Genomic DNA, 20,771 nt, shown 5'->3' with positions numbered 1-20,771 from the left:
ATTCTAAAGATTAGAAATTTCAAAGAAATCCGAAAAGAAATTAAACCTGCTGTGAAAGAATTTATCCCGATACTGCATGCCATTTGTATTTATTTCAAACTCGTTGAGTAATTCTCTTTTTTGTTTGTCGCTCATTTTTCTCCACACTTTGGGTGAGAAAAATGTATTTTCACAATTAGCAATTATTAGAGATGTAATTGCTCTTTCTAACTGATAGTCATTTAGTTCGTATAACTCATCTAACAGGTTCACAGCATTTTTATCGTCAGGAAAGGCTGCTATAATTACAAAAGTCTTGGCTTTATCTGGAAGAAAGGTAATCAGAGGCATAGACCATGGTAGAGTTTCGTCTACATGATTATTCATAGGTTTTCCAGAATAAGAGACTCTAGGAGACATTCCTGAAGAAACAGCGAACGGATAAAGCCCGTCCTTTTCATATACAAGATATTCCAAATAGTCATACTCCTTATTGTCCAATGCTTTATCTAAGCTTTCCTTGTGTGGTTTCACATCGTTTACTCCCATTTGTAACCCCTCGATAAAAGTATCTACAAACTGTGGGGGTAAGGTTTTGATAAAGTCAGATTCGGGATTACTATAAATATTAACTTCTTCCTGCTTTCTGTGATATGAATGAGCAAAAGACCTGTATGAATGAAGAAACAAATGTTCATCACTATCGTCAAATTCAAAATTTTCAATTGGAGAAAATAAATTAGTGTCGTGATAATCACAAAATCCAAAGAATGTAGATGCTTCCTTTTTACCTATTGGAACCAGAGATTGTAACATTCTTTCTGGTGAAGACTTGAAGCTAGTAAAAGTATAAATTGATTGATTTCCGTTAACCTCACCTTCAATAATTGATAACCTCCCATTCCTTTGAATACTGTGAGACTGTTTAATCTTTCCTTCACATTCTTCTTTATTGTGATGAAAGCACTCCTTGATTCGACTATCTTTTTTGAATACAGACTGCATTCTTCTGTATTCCTTCTCTCTTTCTTCTGGACTCATAATTGGTTAGTGTATTGACCTATCGCAAATATAACATCCAAATTCAGAAATAAGATTTTTCGGCAAAGTTTTGGCAATTCCTAAAAAGAAAAAAGCTCCACCTGATGATGAAGCTTTTTGTTGTCCCACTAGGGCTCGAACCTAGACTCTTCTGAACCAAAATCAGACGTGTTGCCAGTTACACCATGGGACAATTGTGGGCACAAAAGTAATACATTTTTTCTTATTAGCAAGAGAAGCATTCAAAAAAAGTTGAAAAAAACGGGGCTGTTGTTGGTTTAAACACGTGTTTTTATGATTTTTTACCACTTTTCACCCTTACCTCAACGGATATATTTATAAATTCGCAAGACCATTACGTAATCAAAGAACATGAACTATAGAAAAACAAACCTTATAGGCGGCTGGCTTACTTTTGCAATTGCCACGATCGTTTATTTGATAACTATTGAAGACACGGTCAGCCTCTGGGACTGTGGCGAGTACATTACTGCTGCCTATAAATTAGAAGTAGGACACCCTCCGGGGGCTCCTTTCTTTATGTTGGTAGGACGTCTGTTCTCTTTCTTTGTCGATCCGGAGAATGTTGCGATGATGGTCAACTCCATGTCGGCTTTATCCAGTTCGTTCACGATCCTGTTTATGTATTGGTCCATCACCATGCTGGCAAAGAAGATTGCTTTTAAAGACAATAACCGACAGTTAACAAAAGGACAAATAATTGCTATCCAGGGAAGTGCATTTATTGGCGCTCTGGCTTATACATTCTCTGAATCCTTCTGGTTTTCTGCTGTTGAAGGTGAGGTATATGCAATGTCCTCGCTGTTTACGGCTGCCATTTTCTGGGCGATCCTTAAATGGGACGAAGAGTCGGACGCTGTAAAGTTCGGAGAACTTGTTCACCACAAAAGTTCAACCCGCTGGCTTATTCTTATCATGTTCTTGTTTGGACTGGCTATCGGGGTTCACCTTTTGGGACTATTGGTTATTCCGGCCATCGCTTATGTTATCTACTTTAATAAGTGGGAAAATGTTAATACACTTAGCTTCTTTGTAACGGGTATCATAGGAGTAATTGCCCTTGCATTTATTCAGGAAGGAATTATTCCGGGAACAATTTCACTGGCGTCCAAAACAGAGATTTTCTTTGTAAACACACTTGGCATGCCGTTTAACTCGGGAGCTATTTTCTTCTTCATTGCGGTTATTCTTTTACTCGTAGTAGGGCTGTTCATAACACAGAAGAAAAACTTACCGATTGCTAATACAGCAATACTCGGTCTGGTTGTACTATTCATCGGTTATGGCTCATTTGCAACGATTGTTATCCGATCCAATGCCAACCCGCCGTTGGATGAAAATGACCCGGAGAATCTTGTTACACTTCATTCCTATCTGAAAAGAGAACAATACGGATCGTGGCCGATTCTTTACGGAGAATACTGGAATTCAGCACCCAAAGAAACAGCTGACAAATCCCCTGTTTTCCAACGAAAATTTGTCGTAACAAAAGGAGATAAAGAACTTAAAGGGTTCAAATCCGAAAGTCTGGCAAAAGAATTTGCGAAAGACAATAACGCCCAAATCGTCGAGAAATATTTCATGGTGAACGATGGTAAAAATCAGAAATATGTTTATCACGGCGAACACATGACCGTCTTCCCACGTATGTTCTGGAGTCAGGACCAACGCAAAGTAGACGGTTACAAAAAATGGTCCGGTTACAATAGTAACGGTCCTTCTCATAGTGGGAAACCAGCTATTGCCACAACCGATGGTCAACGTCTACCTACATTTGGTGAAAACCTTACGTATTTTGTAAACTATCAGATTAACTGGATGTATTTCCGTTACTTCATGTGGAACTTTGCCGGTCGTCAGAATGATATTCAGGGACACGGAGACGTAATGCGTGGAAACTGGAAATCCGGTGTTGATTTTATCGACTCACAACGACTTGGAGATCAATCAAAGGCTCCTTTATTCACCAGAGACAACCCAAGTAATAATTCGTTCTTTTTCTTACCTCTTATTCTCGGTTTGATCGGTCTGGTATTCCATTTCTACAAAGCTCCCAAAGATGCTTTTGTCGTATTTTTGGTATTCCTGTTTACCGGTTTGGCTATTGTTGTCTATCTGAATCAAAAGCCTTACGAACCGCGTGAACGTGATTATGCTTATGCCGCATCCTTCTATGCCTTTGCCATGTGGATAGGTCTGGGTGTTTACGCTCTCTATGATGCCTTTACAAGTTGGAAAAAAGAACAACTACAAGCGGGTGCTATAGTTACAGGAGCCGGATTACTTGTGTTCTTTGTAGGAGATTTGAATGCAGGAAACTATTCAGGATCGCTTAGCTGGCTTTTCATTTCAGTTGTAGGAATGGCAGCGTTAGGTGTTATGTATGGTCTCAGAGGAAAACTCAAACAGGAACACCACGGCGCAATTGTTGCACTGCTTCTTTCTTTGGCCGTTCCTATTGTAATGGCTGTTCAGGGATGGGACGATCATGACAGAAGCGGAAGAGCTCCTGCCCTTGATCTTGCAAAAAATTACCTCAATTCCTGTGAAGACAACTCTATTATTTTTACCAATGGAGATAACGATACTTTCCCGTTATGGTATCTTCAGGAGGTAGAAGGACATAAAACGAGTGTACGGGTAAGTAACCTGTCACTTCTTCAAACAGACTGGTACACGGAACAAATGACGATGAAAACGTATGAATCGGAACCATTGCCGATTAAGTTCAGAGAAGACCAGTACGCGATGCACATAGGAAAAACAGATGCTGTATATTTCCTGAATTCCTATATGGACATGGCAACTTCATACGACAAGGCACTTGTTGATGAAGTCTATAGTGAAAAGATTAAAGCGAATCAGAAAATCTTTAACACGGCCTTCCGAAATGCAGGATTCACATTGGCCAATCTACTTGGAAAAACGGAAATTGCATCACGAAACCCGGAAGTAATGACTTTCCTGACGGAACCACGTGAAGGTGACGCAACACTTGCAGACTTTAACCAGTTTATGAAGTTGTCTATCACTTTGCTTCAAAGTAGCTCACAGGGAGGTATCTCGAAAGAAATGTTCGATCAGGTTCAGAAAAACATGCAGAATCTGGAAGATGCAATCGACTACTTACCTATCGATTACGCATTGGATTTCACAAGAAATGATGATTACCTGATGAATCGTGAAGGAAGAGGCAGAATAGAAACTCTTCGTATTTTCCCTTCTTCCGGATTTATTATCCCGGTAGATGACAAACAAAAGTTGGTGGAAAACAGGATCATCCGTGAAGACCAGTTAAGCAAGGTGTCAGAAGAAGGAGTTCGTTTCCGAATCCCCGTTTCAGCGATCACCAAAGAACAGGTTATTATGATGGATATTCTTTCCAACTTTAACTGGGAAAGAAACATCTACTTCTCAAGTCCTTATGCTTCTGAAGTTGGAAAAGCATTGTTCCAGTCCGGTTATGTAACAATGGAAGGAATGGTTTACAAGTTACATCCTGTTAAAGGAGAACAAGTGAATCTGAAACAGCTGGATAAAAACCTGATGGAGGTGTATAAGTGGGGGAACAAAAAAGATCTTTCTACTTTGGTTGATTACTATGTAAGAAGGCATACCAGCCAATACCGTCATTACTTCTTTGTTCTTGCAGAGCAATACGCACGTGAATATGATCAGCAAACAAAGAAAATAGATCTTTTATCAGAAACGGCTGACTCACTGCAAACCGGTAACGAACTGAGCAAAGCAATCGAATTGCGGGATCAGGCAAAAGAAGATGTTGTCCGTGTAATTGACTATGCAATGGAAGTTCTGCCGCTTGAGAACGTTATTGATTATGGTGAGCCGAATACATCAAGACAACCGCTTCCTGAAGGAGCAGGATTGGATTATCTGTACAATTACGAAGACGGAAAAGTACATGAGTACGCACGTGTTCTTTATATTGTCGGAGCAAATGAAAAAGCTGAAGCACTTGCCATGAAAGTTGCCGATCATCTGGAAGCAACGATTGATTTCGTTCTTGACTCAAGACCATATATTGCACAGGAAATAGATGTGTTTATGTTCTCTGCCATGGATGCTTATCTGAATATGTACGGTGTTGCTGAAGAAAAAGGAGTGAAAGATGCTTTCACAGCACGAGCAGAACGTTATATTTCAGGGTTCCGAAACCGATTCAAATCGTTGGTTTCCTCCATGAAAGAAGCAGACGCAGGTAAAGACAGAGCCAACAAAAAATATAGCGCAGCAATACTTAGTCTTGAAGATCAGGCGCTTCGACTTGGTTTAGTGCATGGTATTGAACTGAATTAAATAATGAAATTCTACCGGACTCCACGTTTGTTCCGTCGGGTTTACCCCGGGCAAACGTGGAGTTTACCTTGTAACGAGTCTGTTGTTTATCTTACTTTTGATGACGGGCCAACCGAAAAGCTGACCAGCTGGATTCTTGATACATTACAGGAACATGACGCACAAGCTACTTTTTTTTGTGTGGGAAATAATGTGATTAACTATCCCGAACGGTATTCCGAAATTCTCAGGCAGGGGCATTCCGTCGGAAATCACACTATGCATCATGTAAACGGCTGGAAGACATCTTTTCACGACTATCTGGAAAATGTCAATCAAGCTTCACAACATATCTCTTCATCGTTGTTCCGACCACCTTACGGAAAAATAAAACGATCCCAACAAAAAAAAATAGGCGCGGATTTTCGCACAATTATGTGGTCTTTCCTGACTTATGATTTTGATCCGAATGTTGATATGCATGATGTCTTTAATCGTTATATACGATCCTACCAACAAGGCGACATCCTTGTGTTACACGACAACGTAAAAGCCGAAAAACAACTCAAAATCATACTTCCTTTGCTTTTGAAATGGGGACAGGAAAAAGGAATCCAATTCAAACGAATTCAGTAATTTTGATCAAACGACACGATCAGAATGAATAGCTGGAAAGAGCAAATTATCGCCTGGAAAGAGGAACTCCTCCGTTCTTCGGGAAATGATGTGCTCATTCACCTCCCTGAATCGGGAAAAGGTTTTCTGGAACTGGAAGGAAACTCTGTCGAACAAAATGAAATCCGGATTCCCATAACCCCTGTCTGGAAAAAGATAGCAGCAGAAGCAGAGCGCTACCGACAGAACTCGGGTGTAAACAGCCTTTCACTTGTCACCCATATACTCGAGTGGAATGATGGAAAGAAAAATTTCCGGAGTCCTTTCCGGCTTCAGGAAGTTCTTTATTCTACAGACAAAATCAAAAATGAAATCCGGCTCAGTATACAGGAAGAAACGTTTATCAATCCCTTTCTCTCAGGAAAATTAAAAGAACTTTTCGGTATTGAGATACAAGACTCGGAATCACTCCCCGAGGTTACCGACTGGAATTTGCAACCCTGTTTTCTGTTGGGCAATTTTCATTACCATCGTTTTTCCCTTTTAAAAGACATGGATGATTACCTTCTGGACCAACATTCAGAAGACTCACTGATCGGTACTTTTTTTAACGGGGAAAGAAGAAATGAACCAACAAATTCACTTCCTGAAAAAGCGTGTGTTTTTCCGCTCGACACCTATCAACAGGAAGCCATTACCAAAATACAGGATGGAGAAAATCTGGTAATTATTGGTCCTCCGGGTTCAGGAAAGAGCCAACTGATCGTTAATACACTTTTTCAGCATGCTCTTTCCGGGAAAAGAACGGTTCTCGCTTCTGAAAAACTGGCAGCACTGGAAGTGATCAAAACCCGTTTTGAATCTATTGGACTAGACAGATTTTGCGCCTCTGTTTTTCATACAGAGAAAGAAAAGTCAGACTTTATACAATCCCTGAAGGAAACATGGTTATTTGTTGAAAACACACCTGTTAAGCAACCACAAATTGCTTCCTACCCGGCTAAAAAAGAAATTCTGCAAAACAAACTAAGCCGATTACAGGGTCTTCCGGTTATCGGTTCTATTCCAAACAACCTTTCCCCTCTGTTTCATTCGGTTCCGAAAAAAGATACCTGGGAAAAACTACATCCTACACTTGATTATTTAGCTACACAATATGCATTGCAGTATGGAACATCCTTTTCAAACTGCAGCTGCTTCTGTCTTAAACCTTCTGTCTTCTTCCGTGATGATTCTCTCGGGTCTCTAAAAACCGATCTCACCATTATCCGGAAGACAATAACTTTTCTTTCTCAGGAAATAGAGGAAGTTTCAGAAAATTATCCGCTTTCCGAATGGGCTGTGCTTTATCGAAAAACAATTCACGCGCAGGTATTGAGTCATGAACTTTTTTCTCGCAACAAAGCACTCTTTGAACACGAATCAACTGATCAGAAACGTTTTCGGAAACTATCCGGAAAGTACCTCAAGGTGACCCGTGAGCTGGAAAACACAGCTCCCTACGAGCAACAAAAATGGAAAAAGAACTGGAGCGATACCGAACTGGAAGAAGCACTGAGAGTTTTTACAGAGAAAAAGAACTGGTCACTATCCTATCGCAGATGGAAGGCACGATTTATTGCAGATTATGCACCGGTAGTCTTTTCAAGAAAACTTGCCTTACAGGCGCTTTCTCTGAAAAAAGACATTCTCCAAAAACAGAAAGAACAGAGCAAAATAGCTGCGCAACTCATTAAATATGGGGTACATTATCCGGAAACAGAAATTCCTTTGTTCGAATCATTGATCCGGCAATACAATGAACTGGATACACACTTGGTCAAGACTTTACGAAGTAGTTCTGAAAAATTACTCCAACAGTTAGTCCGACACTCCAGGGAAATTACGCAGATTCATCGGTTTATTACATTAAACATTCATGTATCAGCATCCCTTTCTCTAAATGAAATAATTCGTCGCATTGAAGAAGAAGTTGATTTTTTATCCGCTCACCGCAAATCCATAGAAAACCTGCTGAAAACAGATGAAGTCTTTTTTTATGAGTTACCGGGCGTGCATGATTTTTCAGTTTTACACGAATTAGTAACACTCGGACAGGTAGAGAACTTTGCAAAATTCCATCCCGAGCTGTATCATTACTCAGGAGAAGAATTTCAGGAAGATCTGAAACAATTAATTCGGGAAGAAGACACCTTTTGTCAACTCTCCGCACAGGAGTTCGCTTACCGCATTTCACAAAAATTTTCGGATTATCACTTGCTTCTTTCCACACCCGCCGCCCAGCTCAGTCAGGAACAAAAACAGTTGAAAACTGAACTACGCAAAGGGCGATCCATTCTGGTCAAAGAATTTAATAAAATCCGTCAACATACGGGGATACGGGAACTTCTCGATTCTCCGGCCCGACACTGGATTCATTTATTGAAACCTATTTTGTTGATCAATCCGTTGAGCCTGTCTAAAATTGTACCCAACAGAAAAGGAATTTTCGATTTTCTCGTAATGGATGAGGCCAGTCAGATTCCTACGGAACACGCAATTCCGGCACTTTACCGATCTGCCAAAGTCTGTCTTGTTGGCGATCCCATGCAAATGCCTCCTTCTGTCTACTTTACAAGTGGTACGCGTGAGCGGGAAGATATTCTGAACAGAGGGCTATTTCATTTTAATGCGCACATGCTCCTCGGACACTACAGAAGCCTGCATGAAAACCTGATTTCTTTCAGCAACCATTACTTTTACGGAGGCAAATTGAAAATCCTTCCGGGAAGTCAACTGCCTTCGTATTCAGGGATACATGGACATTTTGTGAAAGATGCTCTTTTCGAAAACAGGAGTAATGTTCAGGAAGCGAAAGAACTTGTCGCATGGCTCAATGAGCTACTTCCTGATTTTGCACCCAACGACCAACTGGGAATTGTTGCTTTTTCGGAAGCACAGCTGGATCTTATCCGACACGAAATCACCCAACACGCTTCTCCGGTTCTCAACCAAAAAGTAGATGAAGGAAGTATCTTTCTGTCTACTCTGGAAAATATTCAGGGGGATGAATGTGACATTCTGGTTGTCAGTATCGGTTATGGATATGATGCTGACGGGAAGTTTGCGCTTCGATTTGGTCCCCTCAATCAAAGCGGGGGCGAAAAGCGGATAAATGTCCTATTTACCCGTGCCCGAAAAGGAATACATATTTTCCATTCTATACATCACACTGATTTCCCTCCTTCTGACAATCGTGGTGTAGAATTATTGAAAGTTTATCTGAGAATGCTGGAAACGGAAGCGACCAATTTTGGCTCGGCTTCACGCACTTTATTTGGATTAGAAAGTTCCATAGATAACGAAAAAAGAGAAATAACCTTCTTTGACCCTTATTTATCCGAACAAGCCCTACAAAAAATGATGACGCTTTTTCGGGTAGTATCCGAACGGAACTGGAAAATAAATGTTGTTTTCAGAAAAGACGGATTACTTCTTCAAAACCCAGGTTGAAATTCCCTGAGAAGAAAATGTATTCATTTCAGTTGCTGCTGCTGACTGATTCTCAAAAGAAGCTATGGTAACCCTGTGTAATCCTTTGTTTACATCCAGAATACGTGCAGCATATCCTTTGTTCTTTAGGTCCGTCACAAGATTTTCTGCATTCTCCTGAGAACTGAAACAACCAGCAATCAGGTGATAATTCCCTGAATATTGAGGAGACACAACAACGGTTTCTGTTTGTCCAGTTGAGGCTGTTTTCTCGTCTGCAATCAGCCGAACAGGTATATACAGATTCTCGTTGAAACGGTAATTAAACACTTCTATTTCCCGAGGTAAATCTTTTGTCAATTCTTCCCAGTCGTAGTGCAATTCTTCTGCCACACCTGTATCCGACAATTTTTCAGCAGAATAGACAGACTCGGGAACCGTTCTGAATGGGTTAAAATCAGCCAAAGCTATTTTTCCGCTTTCCAGAACATCTGTTTTCATCGGAATCCAATAAGCGAAGAACCCAAAAGGAACCATTGCTGCAGCAGCAAGATATTTCCATCCGAAACCACTCTTCGTCTTCTTCGTGTTAATCGGAATAATTTTTTCATCGTCCGATGGTACTTCCTGTACAGGATTCCCTTTCCGGATAGAGGTTCCGATCGGTATAACATTTAGCTCTTTCGGCTCTTCCGCCACAACCTTTTCCGGGGCTTCAATCGCTTCCTGCAGATCAACCTTTTTCAAAACCGGTTGTTCTGTAACTTTCTCTTCTTTTTCCGAAATAAACGTTACTTCTTTTAGTCCGAAAGAACTTAACAGTAAGTTAAAAAAGCGATCTTGTTCAAACGCTATTACACCGGAAGTTTCCTTGTAGAGAATACCGACCTTTTCGATCTCAATACGCTTCCCTTCACTCAACTGACCTTTCCAATCCGAAGCCAGTTCTTTCAATAGTTGTTCAGCCTCTTCGAAAGAGATGTTACGGACATTTGCCAGATAATTTGCAAACAACCCATCACTCTGAATCAGGTGACTATTAAAAAGTAACTCTTTGGACGGAGGAGCTATCACGCCACGATTCCAATCAATTTTTGCGGGAGCATAACGTGCAACAAAACCACCGAAACCCGGTATAATCAAACAGTTGTGTCTGAGTAATAATTCGCTGACGTATTGAGATGGTATCATATTACAAATATACAAATTTTACGAAATCTCTTTCAAATTTCAGTTGTGCCTCTATGATACGCACGAACACAGGATTTGTTACGCTTTTTCTGCGAGAAATTCGCAACTTGTTGTACCTTCGCCCACTGAATAGCAAATTCATGAACCAAACGGTGTACATACTTGCTCCTTATCCCAAATCGGAAGCTCCCTCGCAACGATTTCGATTTGAGCAGTACCTCGCTTCACTGGAACAAAACGGTTTCGATGTACACTACCATCCTTTCTTAGATGAAAAAGCATGGCAAAACCTGTACGCCAAAGGAAAAGTAATCCACAAAGCTTCGGGTATGATCCGGGCCTTTTGCAGAAGATGGCTCTTGTTATTCCAGTTAAGAAAAGCTGACTTTGTATTTATTCATCGGGAAGCTGCGCACCTCGGTCCTCCCGTATTTGAATGGATCATCGCTAAGCTCTTGCGAAAACGTATTATTTATGATTTTGATGATGCCATCTGGTTGCCGAATTATAGTGATACCAATGCACTTTTTCACCGATTGAAGGCCTACTGGAAAGTAAAGTACATCATAAAATGGTCGTATAAAGTCTCTGCAGGCAATCAGTATTTGGCAGACTTTGCTTCCCGATATACAAAACACGTCGAGATTATTCCCACGACAATTGACACGGAAGGTCATCACAATCAATCTGCAAACCACGATCATCAACCATTAATTATCGGATGGACCGGTACACATACGACCATGCGTTATCTGGATGAATTGATTCCTATTCTGCAGAATCTTGAGAAAAAATATGACTTTCGGTTTCGGATCATCTCCAACCAACCGCCACACTACAATTTAGAGAGCCTGGAATTTATCAAATGGAATAAAGCATCCGAGATAAAGGATCTTGCGGAGTTGCACATCGGAGTCATGCCCCTTCAACCTGATATCTGGGCAGAAGGGAAATGTGGTTTCAAAGCTCTTCAATATATGGCGTTAGGAATTGCCGCTGTTGCCTCTCCTGTGGGAGTTAATACGACAATTATCCAACATGGCGTTACAGGGTTCCTTGCCTCCACTCCCGAAGAATGGAGTGACTGTCTGGAACAACTCATTCGCGATTATGCTATCCGGGTTCAACTGGGTAATGCCGGAAAACTAAGGGTCAAAAATCATTTTTCCGTACTGGCAATTACACCTCGATTCATTAGTCTGTTTTCGTAAAACATCCCGATTTTACAACAATTTAACGCAGTGTCTGATTGCTCTGATTTGAAAATTATGTTATTTTAGACAAAAAATCGTAACTATGAAAATGAAATCTATACTTGTCGCTACTTTACTGTTAGTCGGGACTCCTTTTTTATCAAACGCTTCTCAGGGTACAAAAATTGAAATCAGTGAACTTAAACACGGTGCTATTAAAGTAAGTGTAAAAGTACTTTTCGGTACTTCTCCTTTAGAAGGAGCTACTGTTTCAATCATTGAGAAAGGACAATCTGTGAGCCAGGCAACTTCTGACAGTAAAGGAATTGCCGGTCTTTCCATTACAGATTATCATAATTCTCCGGTGAATATTGAAGTGAAGATGGACGGATACCAAACTCATATTTTATCCGGAGTTTATCTAAAAAACGGACGTCAGTATGATATTGCCCTTGTTAAAGGAAGCGGAACAATTACTACTGAAGTAACTTCTAATGTTTCGGGGATCGAAGCAAAAGGAGCTGAAAAAGTCACTAAAATTGAAGAAAAGACAGAAAAAACTCAATCGGATGTAGAAAAAACAGCTGCACAGGCTGAATCTGCACAAGAACGTGCCAAGCAAGCCGAAACGGAGCGCTTAGAAGCTGAAAAACGTGCTGCTGAAGCGGCTAAAACTGCCGAAGAGAAAAAAGCGGAAGCAGCCCGAATTGCAGCTGAATCCGGAAAAACACTGGAAGATGCATCGCAACAAGCTCAACAGGATGCCGCTGCACGTGAACAAGCTCAGAAGCAACGCGAAGAACAGTTAAAGAAACTGGAAGAAGAGCAAGCTACCGCTAAAGCAGAAGAAGCAGCTGAAAAAGCAAAAGCTCAGGCTGAAAAAGACGCTAAAAAAGCTGAAAAGGAAGCGAAAGAGCAGGCAGATAAAGCGAAAAAAGAAGCTGAAGCAAAACAAAAAGAAGCCGAGGAGCAGAAAAAAGAGGCTGAACAGGCAAAGAAAGAAGCTGAGAAAAAAGCGAAAGAGGACGAAAAAGCGAAAAAAGAAGCTGAGAAAGCCGCTAAAGAAGCCGAAAAAGCCGCCAAAGAAGCTGAAAAGCAACTAAAAGCTGAAGAAGCTTATCAAAAAAGTGCCGAAAAGCTGAAAAACGAACAAGACAAAATTAAGAGTAACCGCGATGGCTTGAAAAAAGATCAGGAAAAGCTTGATAAGAAAATAGCAAAAGGTAAGATTGATGCCGAAAAAGCAAAAGCAGAGCAGGAAAAGATCAATGCTTCTCATACAAAACTAGATGAAAAGCAAGCTAAAGTAGACGAAAAAATCAAGAAACTGAAAAAGAAATACAAGAAATAATTTCTGATAAAGTGACTTTCAGAAACCCCGGACAAAACCCGGGGTTTTTTAGTTTAAATCAAATCCTTTTACTTAATAATAACTAAATTTACCTCGTGCAATTTAAAGATGTCATAGGTCAGGAAGGGGTCAAAAAGCACCTCGTTGAAGAAGTGAGCCGTAACCGGATTAGTCACGCTCAACTTTTGCTTGGAAATCCCGGATTCGGAGGTCTCCCTATAGCGCTGGCTTTTGCACAGTATATTCTCTGTTCTAACCGAACAGAAACAGATAGTTGCGGTACCTGCCCCTCTTGTCAAAAGGTAAGTCAGCTTCAACACCCTGATCTTCACTTTTCTTTTCCTACGGTTCTTACACTCGGCAGTAAATCAGATCTTTTTCTGGGAAACTGGCGTCAGAAAATCAAGGAAAATCCTTATTTCAATTTAAATCAGTGGACATTAACTATTGATGAAAAAGGAAGAAAACCGGTAATCGGAACAGATGAAAGTCAGGAGATCATCAAGAAACTAAGCCTGAAATCATTTGAGGGTGGTTATAAGATCATGATGATCTGGATGGCTGAGGAAATGAACACAACCTGTTCCAATAAGTTGTTAAAAATACTGGAAGAGCCCCCAGAAAAAACACTTTTCATCCTGTTGGTTGAAAATGCGGACTCCATTCTGCCCACGATACTTTCCCGAACACAGCTCGTAAAGCTGAACCGAATTCCGGATGATCTCATAAAAAACGAACTTAAGACGCGGTTTAACCTGAATGAACAAGCGGCTGCCAGCCAGGCGGCTTTGGCTAATGGAGATTGGGTAGAAGCACTTGAACTTTCCGGAGAACACCAGCAAAAAGATATCAATCGGGAATTGTTTGTACAATGTATGCGGGTGTGTTATAAAAAGGATGTCATTGCAATGATTCAGTGGGCAGAAAAAATGGCCTCCGTTACAAAAGAAGATCAGAAGAATTTTCTTCGCTATGCATTACACATGTTTCGGCAAAGTATTCTGAACAATTATGTCGGAGACCAAATGACACGGGTTAGCGAAGAAGAAGCCGATTTCCTAAAAAATTTCTCCCGTTTCATTACCGGAAACAATATTCAGGAGTTTATGAAAGAGTTCAGCGATGCGCATTATCATCTTGAAAGAAATGCCAATGCTAAAATTCTTTTTACCGATTTATGCTTTAAGGTGATGCGCTATATTCACTTTGCCTGATGTACCTTCTTCTTATTACGCGTAATACAGAATCAGTACCTGAATACTATTATTTATCGCATGTAAAAACATGGGTACTATAATAGATCCTGTAGCATTATAGGCAAACGCCAAAGCAAAACCCAAAAGAAAAATAGGGAGAAGTTGTAATACTTGAAAATGTACCCCTGCGAACAATAAAGAGCTCAGCAAAGCAGCATGAACAAAAGATCCTGACTTTTGCTTCAAAAACCCGAAAATAGCTTTCCGAAAAAACAATTCCTCTGCAATGGCAGGTATGATTCCGACTACTATCAACGGATACCAAATCGAAGGGGGATTTTTTATTAAATCCGTTATCATCTCTGTATCTCCCAAAGTAGAACGATATAAGTCCGGTAAATACACTTTACTCCAATGTGTTATCCACTCGTTGAGGGCATTAGCCAGAAAATACGTGATAACAAAAAAGAGAATGGCATACATATAGGAAAGCACTTTTCCTTTCGTCTCCGGGATAAATTCGAATGGTTCAATATATTTCAACCAGACAACAGCAGGGAGTAGAAAAGCAAATATCTGAAATAACGAAAGAGAAAAGAAATATCCGGCGGTATGCCCCGACAGCATGTCCGATTCCAAATTCCCTTTGACAAGATAAGCTTGTGCAACGGAGGACAGTATTATGCCCATCAAAAGAAGGGCAAATAGTTTCAGAAAAGAAGAAAAAACAGCTTTCATATCTATCTGAGAATTTCTTTGCGTTCACTATCCAGTTTCAGAAGGATGAAGACCATTATTGAAAAGGAAAGCAATGATGATCCTCCATAACTGAAGAAGGGCAGCGGAATTCCTATCACCGGGACCAACCCGATATTCATCCCGATATTTATCGAAAAGTGGAAGAAAAAGATCATGGCGACACTGTACGCATAAATCCGGTTATATACGGATCGCTGTCTTTCTGCTATCATGATCGTTTTAATGAGGAATGCCATAAAAATGGTCACAATGGTAATACTTCCTAAAAACCCCCATTCTTCGGATAATGTACAAAATATAAAATCGGTTTCCTGTTCAGGAACGTGGTTGGAACGAGGAGATGCCAGTGTTGCTTCTTTGTACCCTTTTCCGGAAAAGCCTCCCGATCCTACTGCAGACATCGCCCGGAAACGGTTATAGTCTTTTCCGTGCGGATCTTCTTTCAGTCCTAATACTAACTCTATCCTGTCTTTCTGGTGTTCTTTTAGTTTATCAAACGCAAAATCCACAAAAAACACCAACACACTGAGAAGTACCGCACTTACAATACCAAGAGCTAATAATTTAGACCGCTCTCTCTTTGCTATAAAACGCTGTACAAATAATACGAATAAGATCGTCAGAACTGCAAATATGAATAGTATGATATTTACCCCTTTCAGAGGAATGTAGGTAAAAGGAATCATCACTTCATTCTCATTGATCAGAAGTGTAGTGACGGAAAGGAAAATTACCACGAATAAAATCGGAATGAAGTTACTCCCGATAATTGTCTTTTTGATTCGAACCCCCGGAAACTGATTAATAATGAAAACAATCAGCGGATCATAGGTAATTCCTTCGCGGTAAAGTACAAACAGAAATGATGTAAAGACAACTAATGTCCCGGCATCAGGCTGCAAGGCAATAAACACCATAGGCAGCAACATAATCAGATTTGCAATCAAAACGGACTTCTTATCCTGCAATTTGATATTTACTTTACTGACGTAGGCACTCAGAGCCAACGCTGTACTGATTTTTGCAAATTCGGATGGTTGAATACCAAACCCTCCTACTCCGAACCAACTTCTTGCTCCGTTAATCGGCGTGGTAAACAGTACCATAATCAACATGGCAAGTACAACTCCATATATGATCCCGGTTGACTTACGGATAAAGTTTGAATCCAACAGAAAAATAATAAACCCTAAAAAGAGAGAAATACCAAAAAACATGGTTTGTTTTCCATAATTCTGGGTAAAATCCAGCAAAAATGGAGCCTCTTCATTATACGAGGCGGAATATATATTCCCGATTCCCAGAACAACCATGATCAGATATAATCCGAACAAGGTCCAATCCATTTCCTTTGTCAATGAATAATTTCTGGTCATTGTTTCTTTTTTGGTAATAAGTCCGCTTCCAGAATCCGTTTTTCTTTTGCCTCATCTGTTATAGCTCCTTTCAGGTATTTTTCAATCATCAGACTCGCAATCGGAGCTGACCATGTTCCTCCGAATCCTGCATTTTCTGTAAATACAGCTATAGCAATTTTCGGATTATTCATCGGAGCAAAGGCAATGAAAACCGAGTGGTCTTCTCCATGCGGGTTTTGGGCTGTCCCGGTTTTTCCGCAAACAGTGACCCCTTCAATTCGGGCACGTCTTGCCGTACCTCCGGCTTCTTCCACAACTTTACGCATTCCTTCTACTATAGGAGCATAATGTACAGAATCCACCATTGTATAGTGTTTCTTTCTAAAGGCTTCCAACGGACCTCCCTCACCAATGGAACGGACAAAATGAGGCGTATAATACCATCCCCGGTTTGCCATAATTACAGCAAGATTTGCCATCTGCAAAGGTGTAAGCTTTACTTCTCCCTGACCAATTGAATTACTACGTATGGTGGAAAAAGCCCACCGGTGTTCTCCGTACCATTTATTATAGAAATCAACTCCGGGAATCAATCCTGCACGAACTCCCGGAATATCTGTTTCCAACTTCTGACCCAACCCGAAACTATGCAGATATTCCTCCCACACTTTTAATCCGATCTCAGCATCCTTGAAAACGCTTTTTGATTTTCCTTGCTCTATGATTCGCTTCGTTGCATAATAAAAATAGGGATTACAGGAAAACTGAACCGCCTGTTCTACGTTCTGTGCCGTCGGATGGTTGTGACACCCGACCAGGCTTTTCGTACAGGGGAATGATGAGTTTTTTGTTATTACGCCTTCCTGCATTCCGATCAGCGCCTGCGTCAGTTTAAAAATAGAACCGGGAGGGTACTCTGCCTGTAAGGGTCTTGGATACAGCGGTTTTAATTCATCCGTGATTAATTTTGGATAGTTTGCCGCGATATTTCGCTTTCCTACCAATAAATTCGGATCGTAAGAAGGTGAAGAAACCAATGCCAGAATCTCCCCGGTTTCGGGTTCAATAGCCACAATACAACCCAGTTTGTTCGTCATTAGCTTTTCACCGTATGCCTGCAGGTCGATATCGACACCCAAAATAAGGTTGTCTCCCTGCACCGCCATCGTATCCAGCCTTCCACCTTCGTATGATTGGGTTGCGTTATTTTGTGCATCTTGTAAAAGATATTTCACCCCCTTTTTTCCCCTCAGTTCTTTTTCGTAATACCGTTCGATCCCTGCTTTACCAATTTGATCTCCCCTTCTGTAAAAGTCATCCTTCTGTATTTCGTTCTCGCTGACTTCGGCCAGATAACCGACTATATTCGCCCCGTTCGCAAACGGATAAGCTCTCATGGATGTCGGACTTTCGAAGAATCCCGGGAATTTATACAACTCAGGAGCTATCCGGGCAATTTCTTCTTTGGTGAGGTCTCTGACAAATGCGTAAACCCTGTTCCTACGATAGTTTGATTTTCCCTTGTATGTACCCTCCTGTTTGACTATCTCCTGAAAACGCCATCGGATAAAGGTGTCTTCAACTTCCAGTAGTTTTGCCAAAGCATGGGTATCGAGGTGCGTGATGTTTTTTTCAATAAAATTCAGATTGTAATACGGTCGGTTGGCAATGATCTTTTTACCATTTCGGTCATAGACCACTCCGCGCGGCGGGGTAACTTCTCTGCGCTTTTCCGAAATCTGTTCTGCGTTGTGCTTCCAGGTATCATCAACCACCTGCATGTAAAACAGTTTGAAAGAATAAATAATACCGACTCCCAGAAAAAGAGCCAGAATAATATATTTTCTTCCTTCAAAATTCATAATTCCTTTTGCTTATTGAAAAAGATTATCTGAATCATTGTAATCATCAATAACGAAGCGAAAGTGCTTAACAGTGCTTTTTGTAAGATAAAAAATATTTCGGAGAACTTAAAGATCTCAAAAGTAAAAAACCACAGGTGGTGAAGTAATAGTCCAATAGCATAAATTGTAAAAAACCAGTTTCTTCCCATGTCTCTCAAGAGAGGTCTTTTGAGCGTGTCATACCCTTCTCTGGGTTCAAGAAAGCTAAACAATTTTGGTCGGAGATAAGCCAAAAATACAGCCGAAGAAGCGTGTAACCCAAAGCTATTCGTATACCAATCGATTGTAATTCCGGTCAAAAATCCAAGAATCATTACTGTTGCTGGACGCATATCAAAAGGCAAGGCCAACACAAACATCGGATAGATCATAATGTGGATCCCCAAACCAATCTCCAGCTGATTAAAAACCAGAATCTGACTGAGAATCAGAGTAAGAAATAAAACACTATGGAAGACAAAATTATTCTTCATCTATTCCCTTGATATTTGGAGATTATCAAATTCTTCTTTTAGTAAATTCTTGATGACATAGGCATCACTGATGCTTCTGAAATCAACTGCAAGTTTTACGTGAATTTCCCACAGGGGATCTCCTTCCACGGTGTTAATTTCCGAGACATGCCCGACAACAATACCTCTTGGAAATATTCCGCCTGTTCCTCTGGTTTTTACAACGTCTCCTACACGGACTTCAATATCATTAGCAATTCCAGTAATATAGACTTCCGAAGATGATTTTCCGTCCCATTTCAGTAAGCCGAATGCTCCACTGGACAAAAAGACATCAAGATTAACATTATCACTGAGGATTGTTTTAACCAGTGAAAAGTGTTCTGACGTTTTAAAGATATATCCAACAGCCCCTTCTCCGTTAAACACTCCCATACCTTCTTCCACCCCCTGAAATGCGCCCGTATTTATTGTAAGAAAATTGTTTCTTTTATCATACGTGGAATTCAATACAGTAGCCGGAAGGTATTCAAATTGCTGACGATATAATGTATCGTTGATCTTCACCATTCCCGACTGAAGCGGAATAAAACTTACCGGTAATTGCCTTCTTAATTCAATATTTTCTTCCTGAAGTTTCAGGTTTGCTTTGTCCAGATTAAAGTGCTTGGTCACCGAATGGCGGATTTCCATTATTTTTCCGGAAACGTCACCTGCCGTACTCATAAAACGTGCTCTGGGATAACTCTGATATGAGAAATGGATAGCCAACGCAATGGATTGTAACACTGCGAACACCAAGAAAATTTGGAACTTCTTTAAAAAGGCTATCAAATTACGCATAGCAAAATACGAAAAAAAACCGCCTTCTGGCGGTAATTAAATAGTGTTAATCTCTGATAAGGAACTGGAATTTATCGATGTTCTTCAGAGCGATGCTGGTTCCTCTCGCCACAGCTCTTAACGGATCTTCCGCAATGTGTACCGGGAGTTTTGTTTTCATTGAAATACGTTTATCCAATCCGCGGAGCATAGAACCTCCTCCGGCAAGATAAATTCCTGTTTTGTATATATCTGCCGATAATTCTGGTGGTGTCATCTCCAAAGCACTTAAAATCGCTTCTTCAATTTTCGAAATTGATTTGTCAAGCGCATGAGCAATCTCTGTGTACGATACAACAATTTCTTTAGGAATACCCGTCATTAAGTCACGTCCTCTAACTGCGTAATCTCCGGGAGGGTTATCCAACTCGGGAAGAGCTGCTCCTACCTCGATTTTGATTTGCTCGGCAGTTCGTTCTCCAACCAGAATATTATGCTGTCTTCTCATATAATCTTCGATATCGCTGGTAAAATCGTCACCGGCAACACGAATCGATTTATCACACACAATTCCACCAAGTGCAATTACCGCAATCTCAGAAGTTCCTCCTCCGATATCAATGATCATGTTTCCCATGGGCTCTTCAACATCAATACCGATACCAATAGCTGCTGCCATAGGTTCGTGGATAAGGTATACTTCTTTTGCTCCTGCGTGTTCTGATGAATCACGTACAGCACGTTTCTCCACCTCCGTGATCCCTGATGGAATACAAATTACCATCCGCAACGTAGGGTTGAACATACGGGCACCCGGCTTTATCATCTTTATCATACCGCGGATCATCTGTTCAGCACTCTGGAAATCTGCTATCACTCCATCCTTCAGGGGGCGTATCGTTTCGATCAATTTATGCGTCTTACCGTGCATCTGTTGCGCCTTCTTTCCTATCGCAACAATTTTACCGGTCTGAATGTCTTTGGCAACAATTGAAGGCTCGTCAACGACCACTTTATCATTCATGATAATCAACGTGTTCGCTGTACCCAAGTCAACTGCAATTTCCTGTACTAAAAAATCAAATAATCCCATTTGCGGTTATAATAATAGCTTGTAGTTCA

At 40.7% G+C, this 20,771-nt stretch carries 14 protein-coding genes and 1 tRNA gene; 6 read left to right on the top strand and 9 right to left on the bottom strand.

The window, feature by feature from the left end:
- Positions 1-3: 3 nt before the first annotated feature.
- Together ABDZ97_RS02075 and ABDZ97_RS02070 are read right to left on the bottom strand one after the other, a co-directional pair.
- The gene (locus ABDZ97_RS02075; protein ID WP_343784584.1) at positions 4-1,020 is read right to left on the bottom strand and encodes a hypothetical protein; all 1,017 of its coding nucleotides are present in this window, start codon (positions 1,018-1,020) and stop codon (positions 4-6) included.
- A 120-nt stretch (positions 1,021-1,140) separates the two neighbouring features.
- Positions 1,141-1,213, bottom strand: a tRNA-Gln gene (locus ABDZ97_RS02070).
- 179 nt (positions 1,214-1,392) lie between these two features.
- Between ABDZ97_RS02070 and ABDZ97_RS02065 the strand changes: the two genes are divergently transcribed.
- From ABDZ97_RS02065 to ABDZ97_RS02055, 3 genes are read left to right on the top strand one after another with little or no spacing between them, the layout of a single operon-like run.
- Positions 1,393-5,358: a protein O-mannosyl-transferase family gene (locus ABDZ97_RS02065; RefSeq protein ID WP_343784582.1), complete on the top strand. Its 3,966-nt coding sequence runs from the start codon at positions 1,393-1,395 to the stop codon at positions 5,356-5,358.
- 3 nt (positions 5,359-5,361) lie between these two features.
- Positions 5,362-5,973 carry a polysaccharide deacetylase family protein gene (locus ABDZ97_RS02060; protein WP_343784580.1) on the top strand — a complete coding sequence of 204 codons (612 nt, stop codon included), beginning with the start codon at positions 5,362-5,364 and terminating at the stop codon, positions 5,971-5,973.
- A gap of 24 nt (positions 5,974-5,997) precedes the next feature.
- Positions 5,998-9,444, top strand: a complete 3,447-nt coding sequence (locus ABDZ97_RS02055) for a DEAD/DEAH box helicase (RefSeq protein ID WP_343784578.1) — start codon at positions 5,998-6,000, stop codon at positions 9,442-9,444.
- Here ABDZ97_RS02055 and ABDZ97_RS02050 read toward each other — a convergent pair.
- Positions 9,421-10,614: an HU domain-containing protein gene (locus tag ABDZ97_RS02050; RefSeq protein WP_343784576.1), complete on the bottom strand. Its 1,194-nt coding sequence runs from the start codon at positions 10,612-10,614 to the stop codon at positions 9,421-9,423. The two genes, ABDZ97_RS02055 and ABDZ97_RS02050, sit on opposite strands and share 24 nt — an antisense overlap.
- A 53-nt stretch (positions 10,615-10,667) precedes the next feature.
- Between ABDZ97_RS02050 and ABDZ97_RS02045 the strand changes: the two genes are divergently transcribed.
- The 3 genes from ABDZ97_RS02045 (at position 10,668) to ABDZ97_RS02035 (ending at position 14,372) form a co-directional block, all read left to right on the top strand.
- Positions 10,668-11,825 (top strand): glycosyltransferase family 4 protein, encoded by a 1,158-nt coding sequence (locus tag ABDZ97_RS02045; protein WP_343784573.1) that lies wholly within the window; start codon positions 10,668-10,670, stop codon positions 11,823-11,825.
- 85 nt (positions 11,826-11,910) lie between these two features.
- Positions 11,911-13,158 (top strand): hypothetical protein, encoded by a 1,248-nt coding sequence (locus ABDZ97_RS02040; protein ID WP_343784571.1) that lies wholly within the window; start codon positions 11,911-11,913, stop codon positions 13,156-13,158.
- 95 nt (positions 13,159-13,253) lie between these two features.
- Complete coding sequence (locus tag ABDZ97_RS02035; RefSeq protein ID WP_343784569.1) at positions 13,254-14,372, top strand: DNA polymerase III subunit; 1,119 nt, start codon at positions 13,254-13,256, stop codon at positions 14,370-14,372.
- Positions 14,373-14,387: 15 nt separating this feature from the next.
- On the opposite strand, the gene ABDZ97_RS02030 is transcribed toward ABDZ97_RS02035, so the two are convergent.
- The 6 genes from ABDZ97_RS02030 to ABDZ97_RS02005 all read right to left on the bottom strand — a co-directional run bounded on the left by ABDZ97_RS02030 (position 14,388) and on the right by ABDZ97_RS02005 (position 20,742).
- Positions 14,388-15,092, bottom strand: coding sequence for a CPBP family intramembrane glutamic endopeptidase (locus ABDZ97_RS02030; RefSeq protein ID WP_343784567.1), 705 nt, complete (start codon positions 15,090-15,092; stop codon positions 14,388-14,390).
- A 2-nt stretch (positions 15,093-15,094) separates the two neighbouring features.
- Positions 15,095-16,489, bottom strand: coding sequence for a rod shape-determining protein RodA (gene rodA / locus ABDZ97_RS02025; RefSeq protein ID WP_343784565.1), 1,395 nt, complete (start codon positions 16,487-16,489; stop codon positions 15,095-15,097).
- Positions 16,486-18,333: a penicillin-binding transpeptidase domain-containing protein gene (locus ABDZ97_RS02020; RefSeq protein ID WP_343784563.1), complete on the bottom strand. Its 1,848-nt coding sequence runs from the start codon at positions 18,331-18,333 to the stop codon at positions 16,486-16,488. Before ABDZ97_RS02020 ends, rodA begins: the two co-directional genes overlap by 4 nt.
- Positions 18,330-18,848, bottom strand: a complete 519-nt coding sequence (locus ABDZ97_RS02015) for a hypothetical protein (protein WP_343784562.1) — start codon at positions 18,846-18,848, stop codon at positions 18,330-18,332. Before ABDZ97_RS02015 ends, ABDZ97_RS02020 begins: the two co-directional genes overlap by 4 nt.
- Positions 18,849-19,625: a rod shape-determining protein MreC gene (gene mreC / locus ABDZ97_RS02010; RefSeq protein ID WP_343784561.1), complete on the bottom strand. Its 777-nt coding sequence runs from the start codon at positions 19,623-19,625 to the stop codon at positions 18,849-18,851.
- A 91-nt stretch (positions 19,626-19,716) separates the two neighbouring features.
- The gene (locus tag ABDZ97_RS02005) at positions 19,717-20,742 is read right to left on the bottom strand and encodes a rod shape-determining protein (protein WP_343784560.1); all 1,026 of its coding nucleotides are present in this window, start codon (positions 20,740-20,742) and stop codon (positions 19,717-19,719) included.
- Positions 20,743-20,771 lie beyond the last annotated feature (29 nt).

This window comes from Wandonia haliotis (assembly GCF_039523435.1).
Classification (GTDB): Bacteria; Bacteroidota; Bacteroidia; order Flavobacteriales_D; family Crocinitomicaceae; genus Wandonia; species Wandonia haliotis.
This window is presented reverse-complemented; position numbering and strand designations above follow the sequence as displayed.

What these genes read in the sequence shown, in the direction of transcription:
- ABDZ97_RS02075 (WP_343784584.1), bottom strand. Translation starts at nt 1,020, where the DNA reads ATGAGTCCAGAAGAAAGAGAGAAGGAATACAGAAGAATGCAGTCTGTA.
- ABDZ97_RS02065 (WP_343784582.1), top strand. Translation starts at nt 1,393, where the DNA reads ATGAACTATAGAAAAACAAACCTTATAGGCGGCTGGCTTACTTTTGCA.
- ABDZ97_RS02060 (WP_343784580.1), top strand. Translation starts at nt 5,362, where the DNA reads ATGAAATTCTACCGGACTCCACGTTTGTTCCGTCGGGTTTACCCCGGG.
- ABDZ97_RS02055 (WP_343784578.1), top strand. Translation starts at nt 5,998, where the DNA reads ATGAATAGCTGGAAAGAGCAAATTATCGCCTGGAAAGAGGAACTCCTC.
- ABDZ97_RS02050 (WP_343784576.1), bottom strand. Translation starts at nt 10,614, where the DNA reads ATGATACCATCTCAATACGTCAGCGAATTATTACTCAGACACAACTGT.
- ABDZ97_RS02045 (WP_343784573.1), top strand. Translation starts at nt 10,668, where the DNA reads ATGATACGCACGAACACAGGATTTGTTACGCTTTTTCTGCGAGAAATT.
- ABDZ97_RS02040 (WP_343784571.1), top strand. Translation starts at nt 11,911, where the DNA reads ATGAAAATGAAATCTATACTTGTCGCTACTTTACTGTTAGTCGGGACT.
- ABDZ97_RS02030 (WP_343784567.1), bottom strand. Translation starts at nt 15,092, where the DNA reads ATGAAAGCTGTTTTTTCTTCTTTTCTGAAACTATTTGCCCTTCTTTTG.
- rodA (WP_343784565.1), bottom strand. Translation starts at nt 16,489, where the DNA reads ATGACCAGAAATTATTCATTGACAAAGGAAATGGATTGGACCTTGTTC.
- ABDZ97_RS02020 (WP_343784563.1), bottom strand. Translation starts at nt 18,333, where the DNA reads ATGAATTTTGAAGGAAGAAAATATATTATTCTGGCTCTTTTTCTGGGA.
- ABDZ97_RS02015 (WP_343784562.1), bottom strand. Translation starts at nt 18,848, where the DNA reads ATGAAGAATAATTTTGTCTTCCATAGTGTTTTATTTCTTACTCTGATT.
- ABDZ97_RS02005 (WP_343784560.1), bottom strand. Translation starts at nt 20,742, where the DNA reads ATGGGATTATTTGATTTTTTAGTACAGGAAATTGCAGTTGACTTGGGT.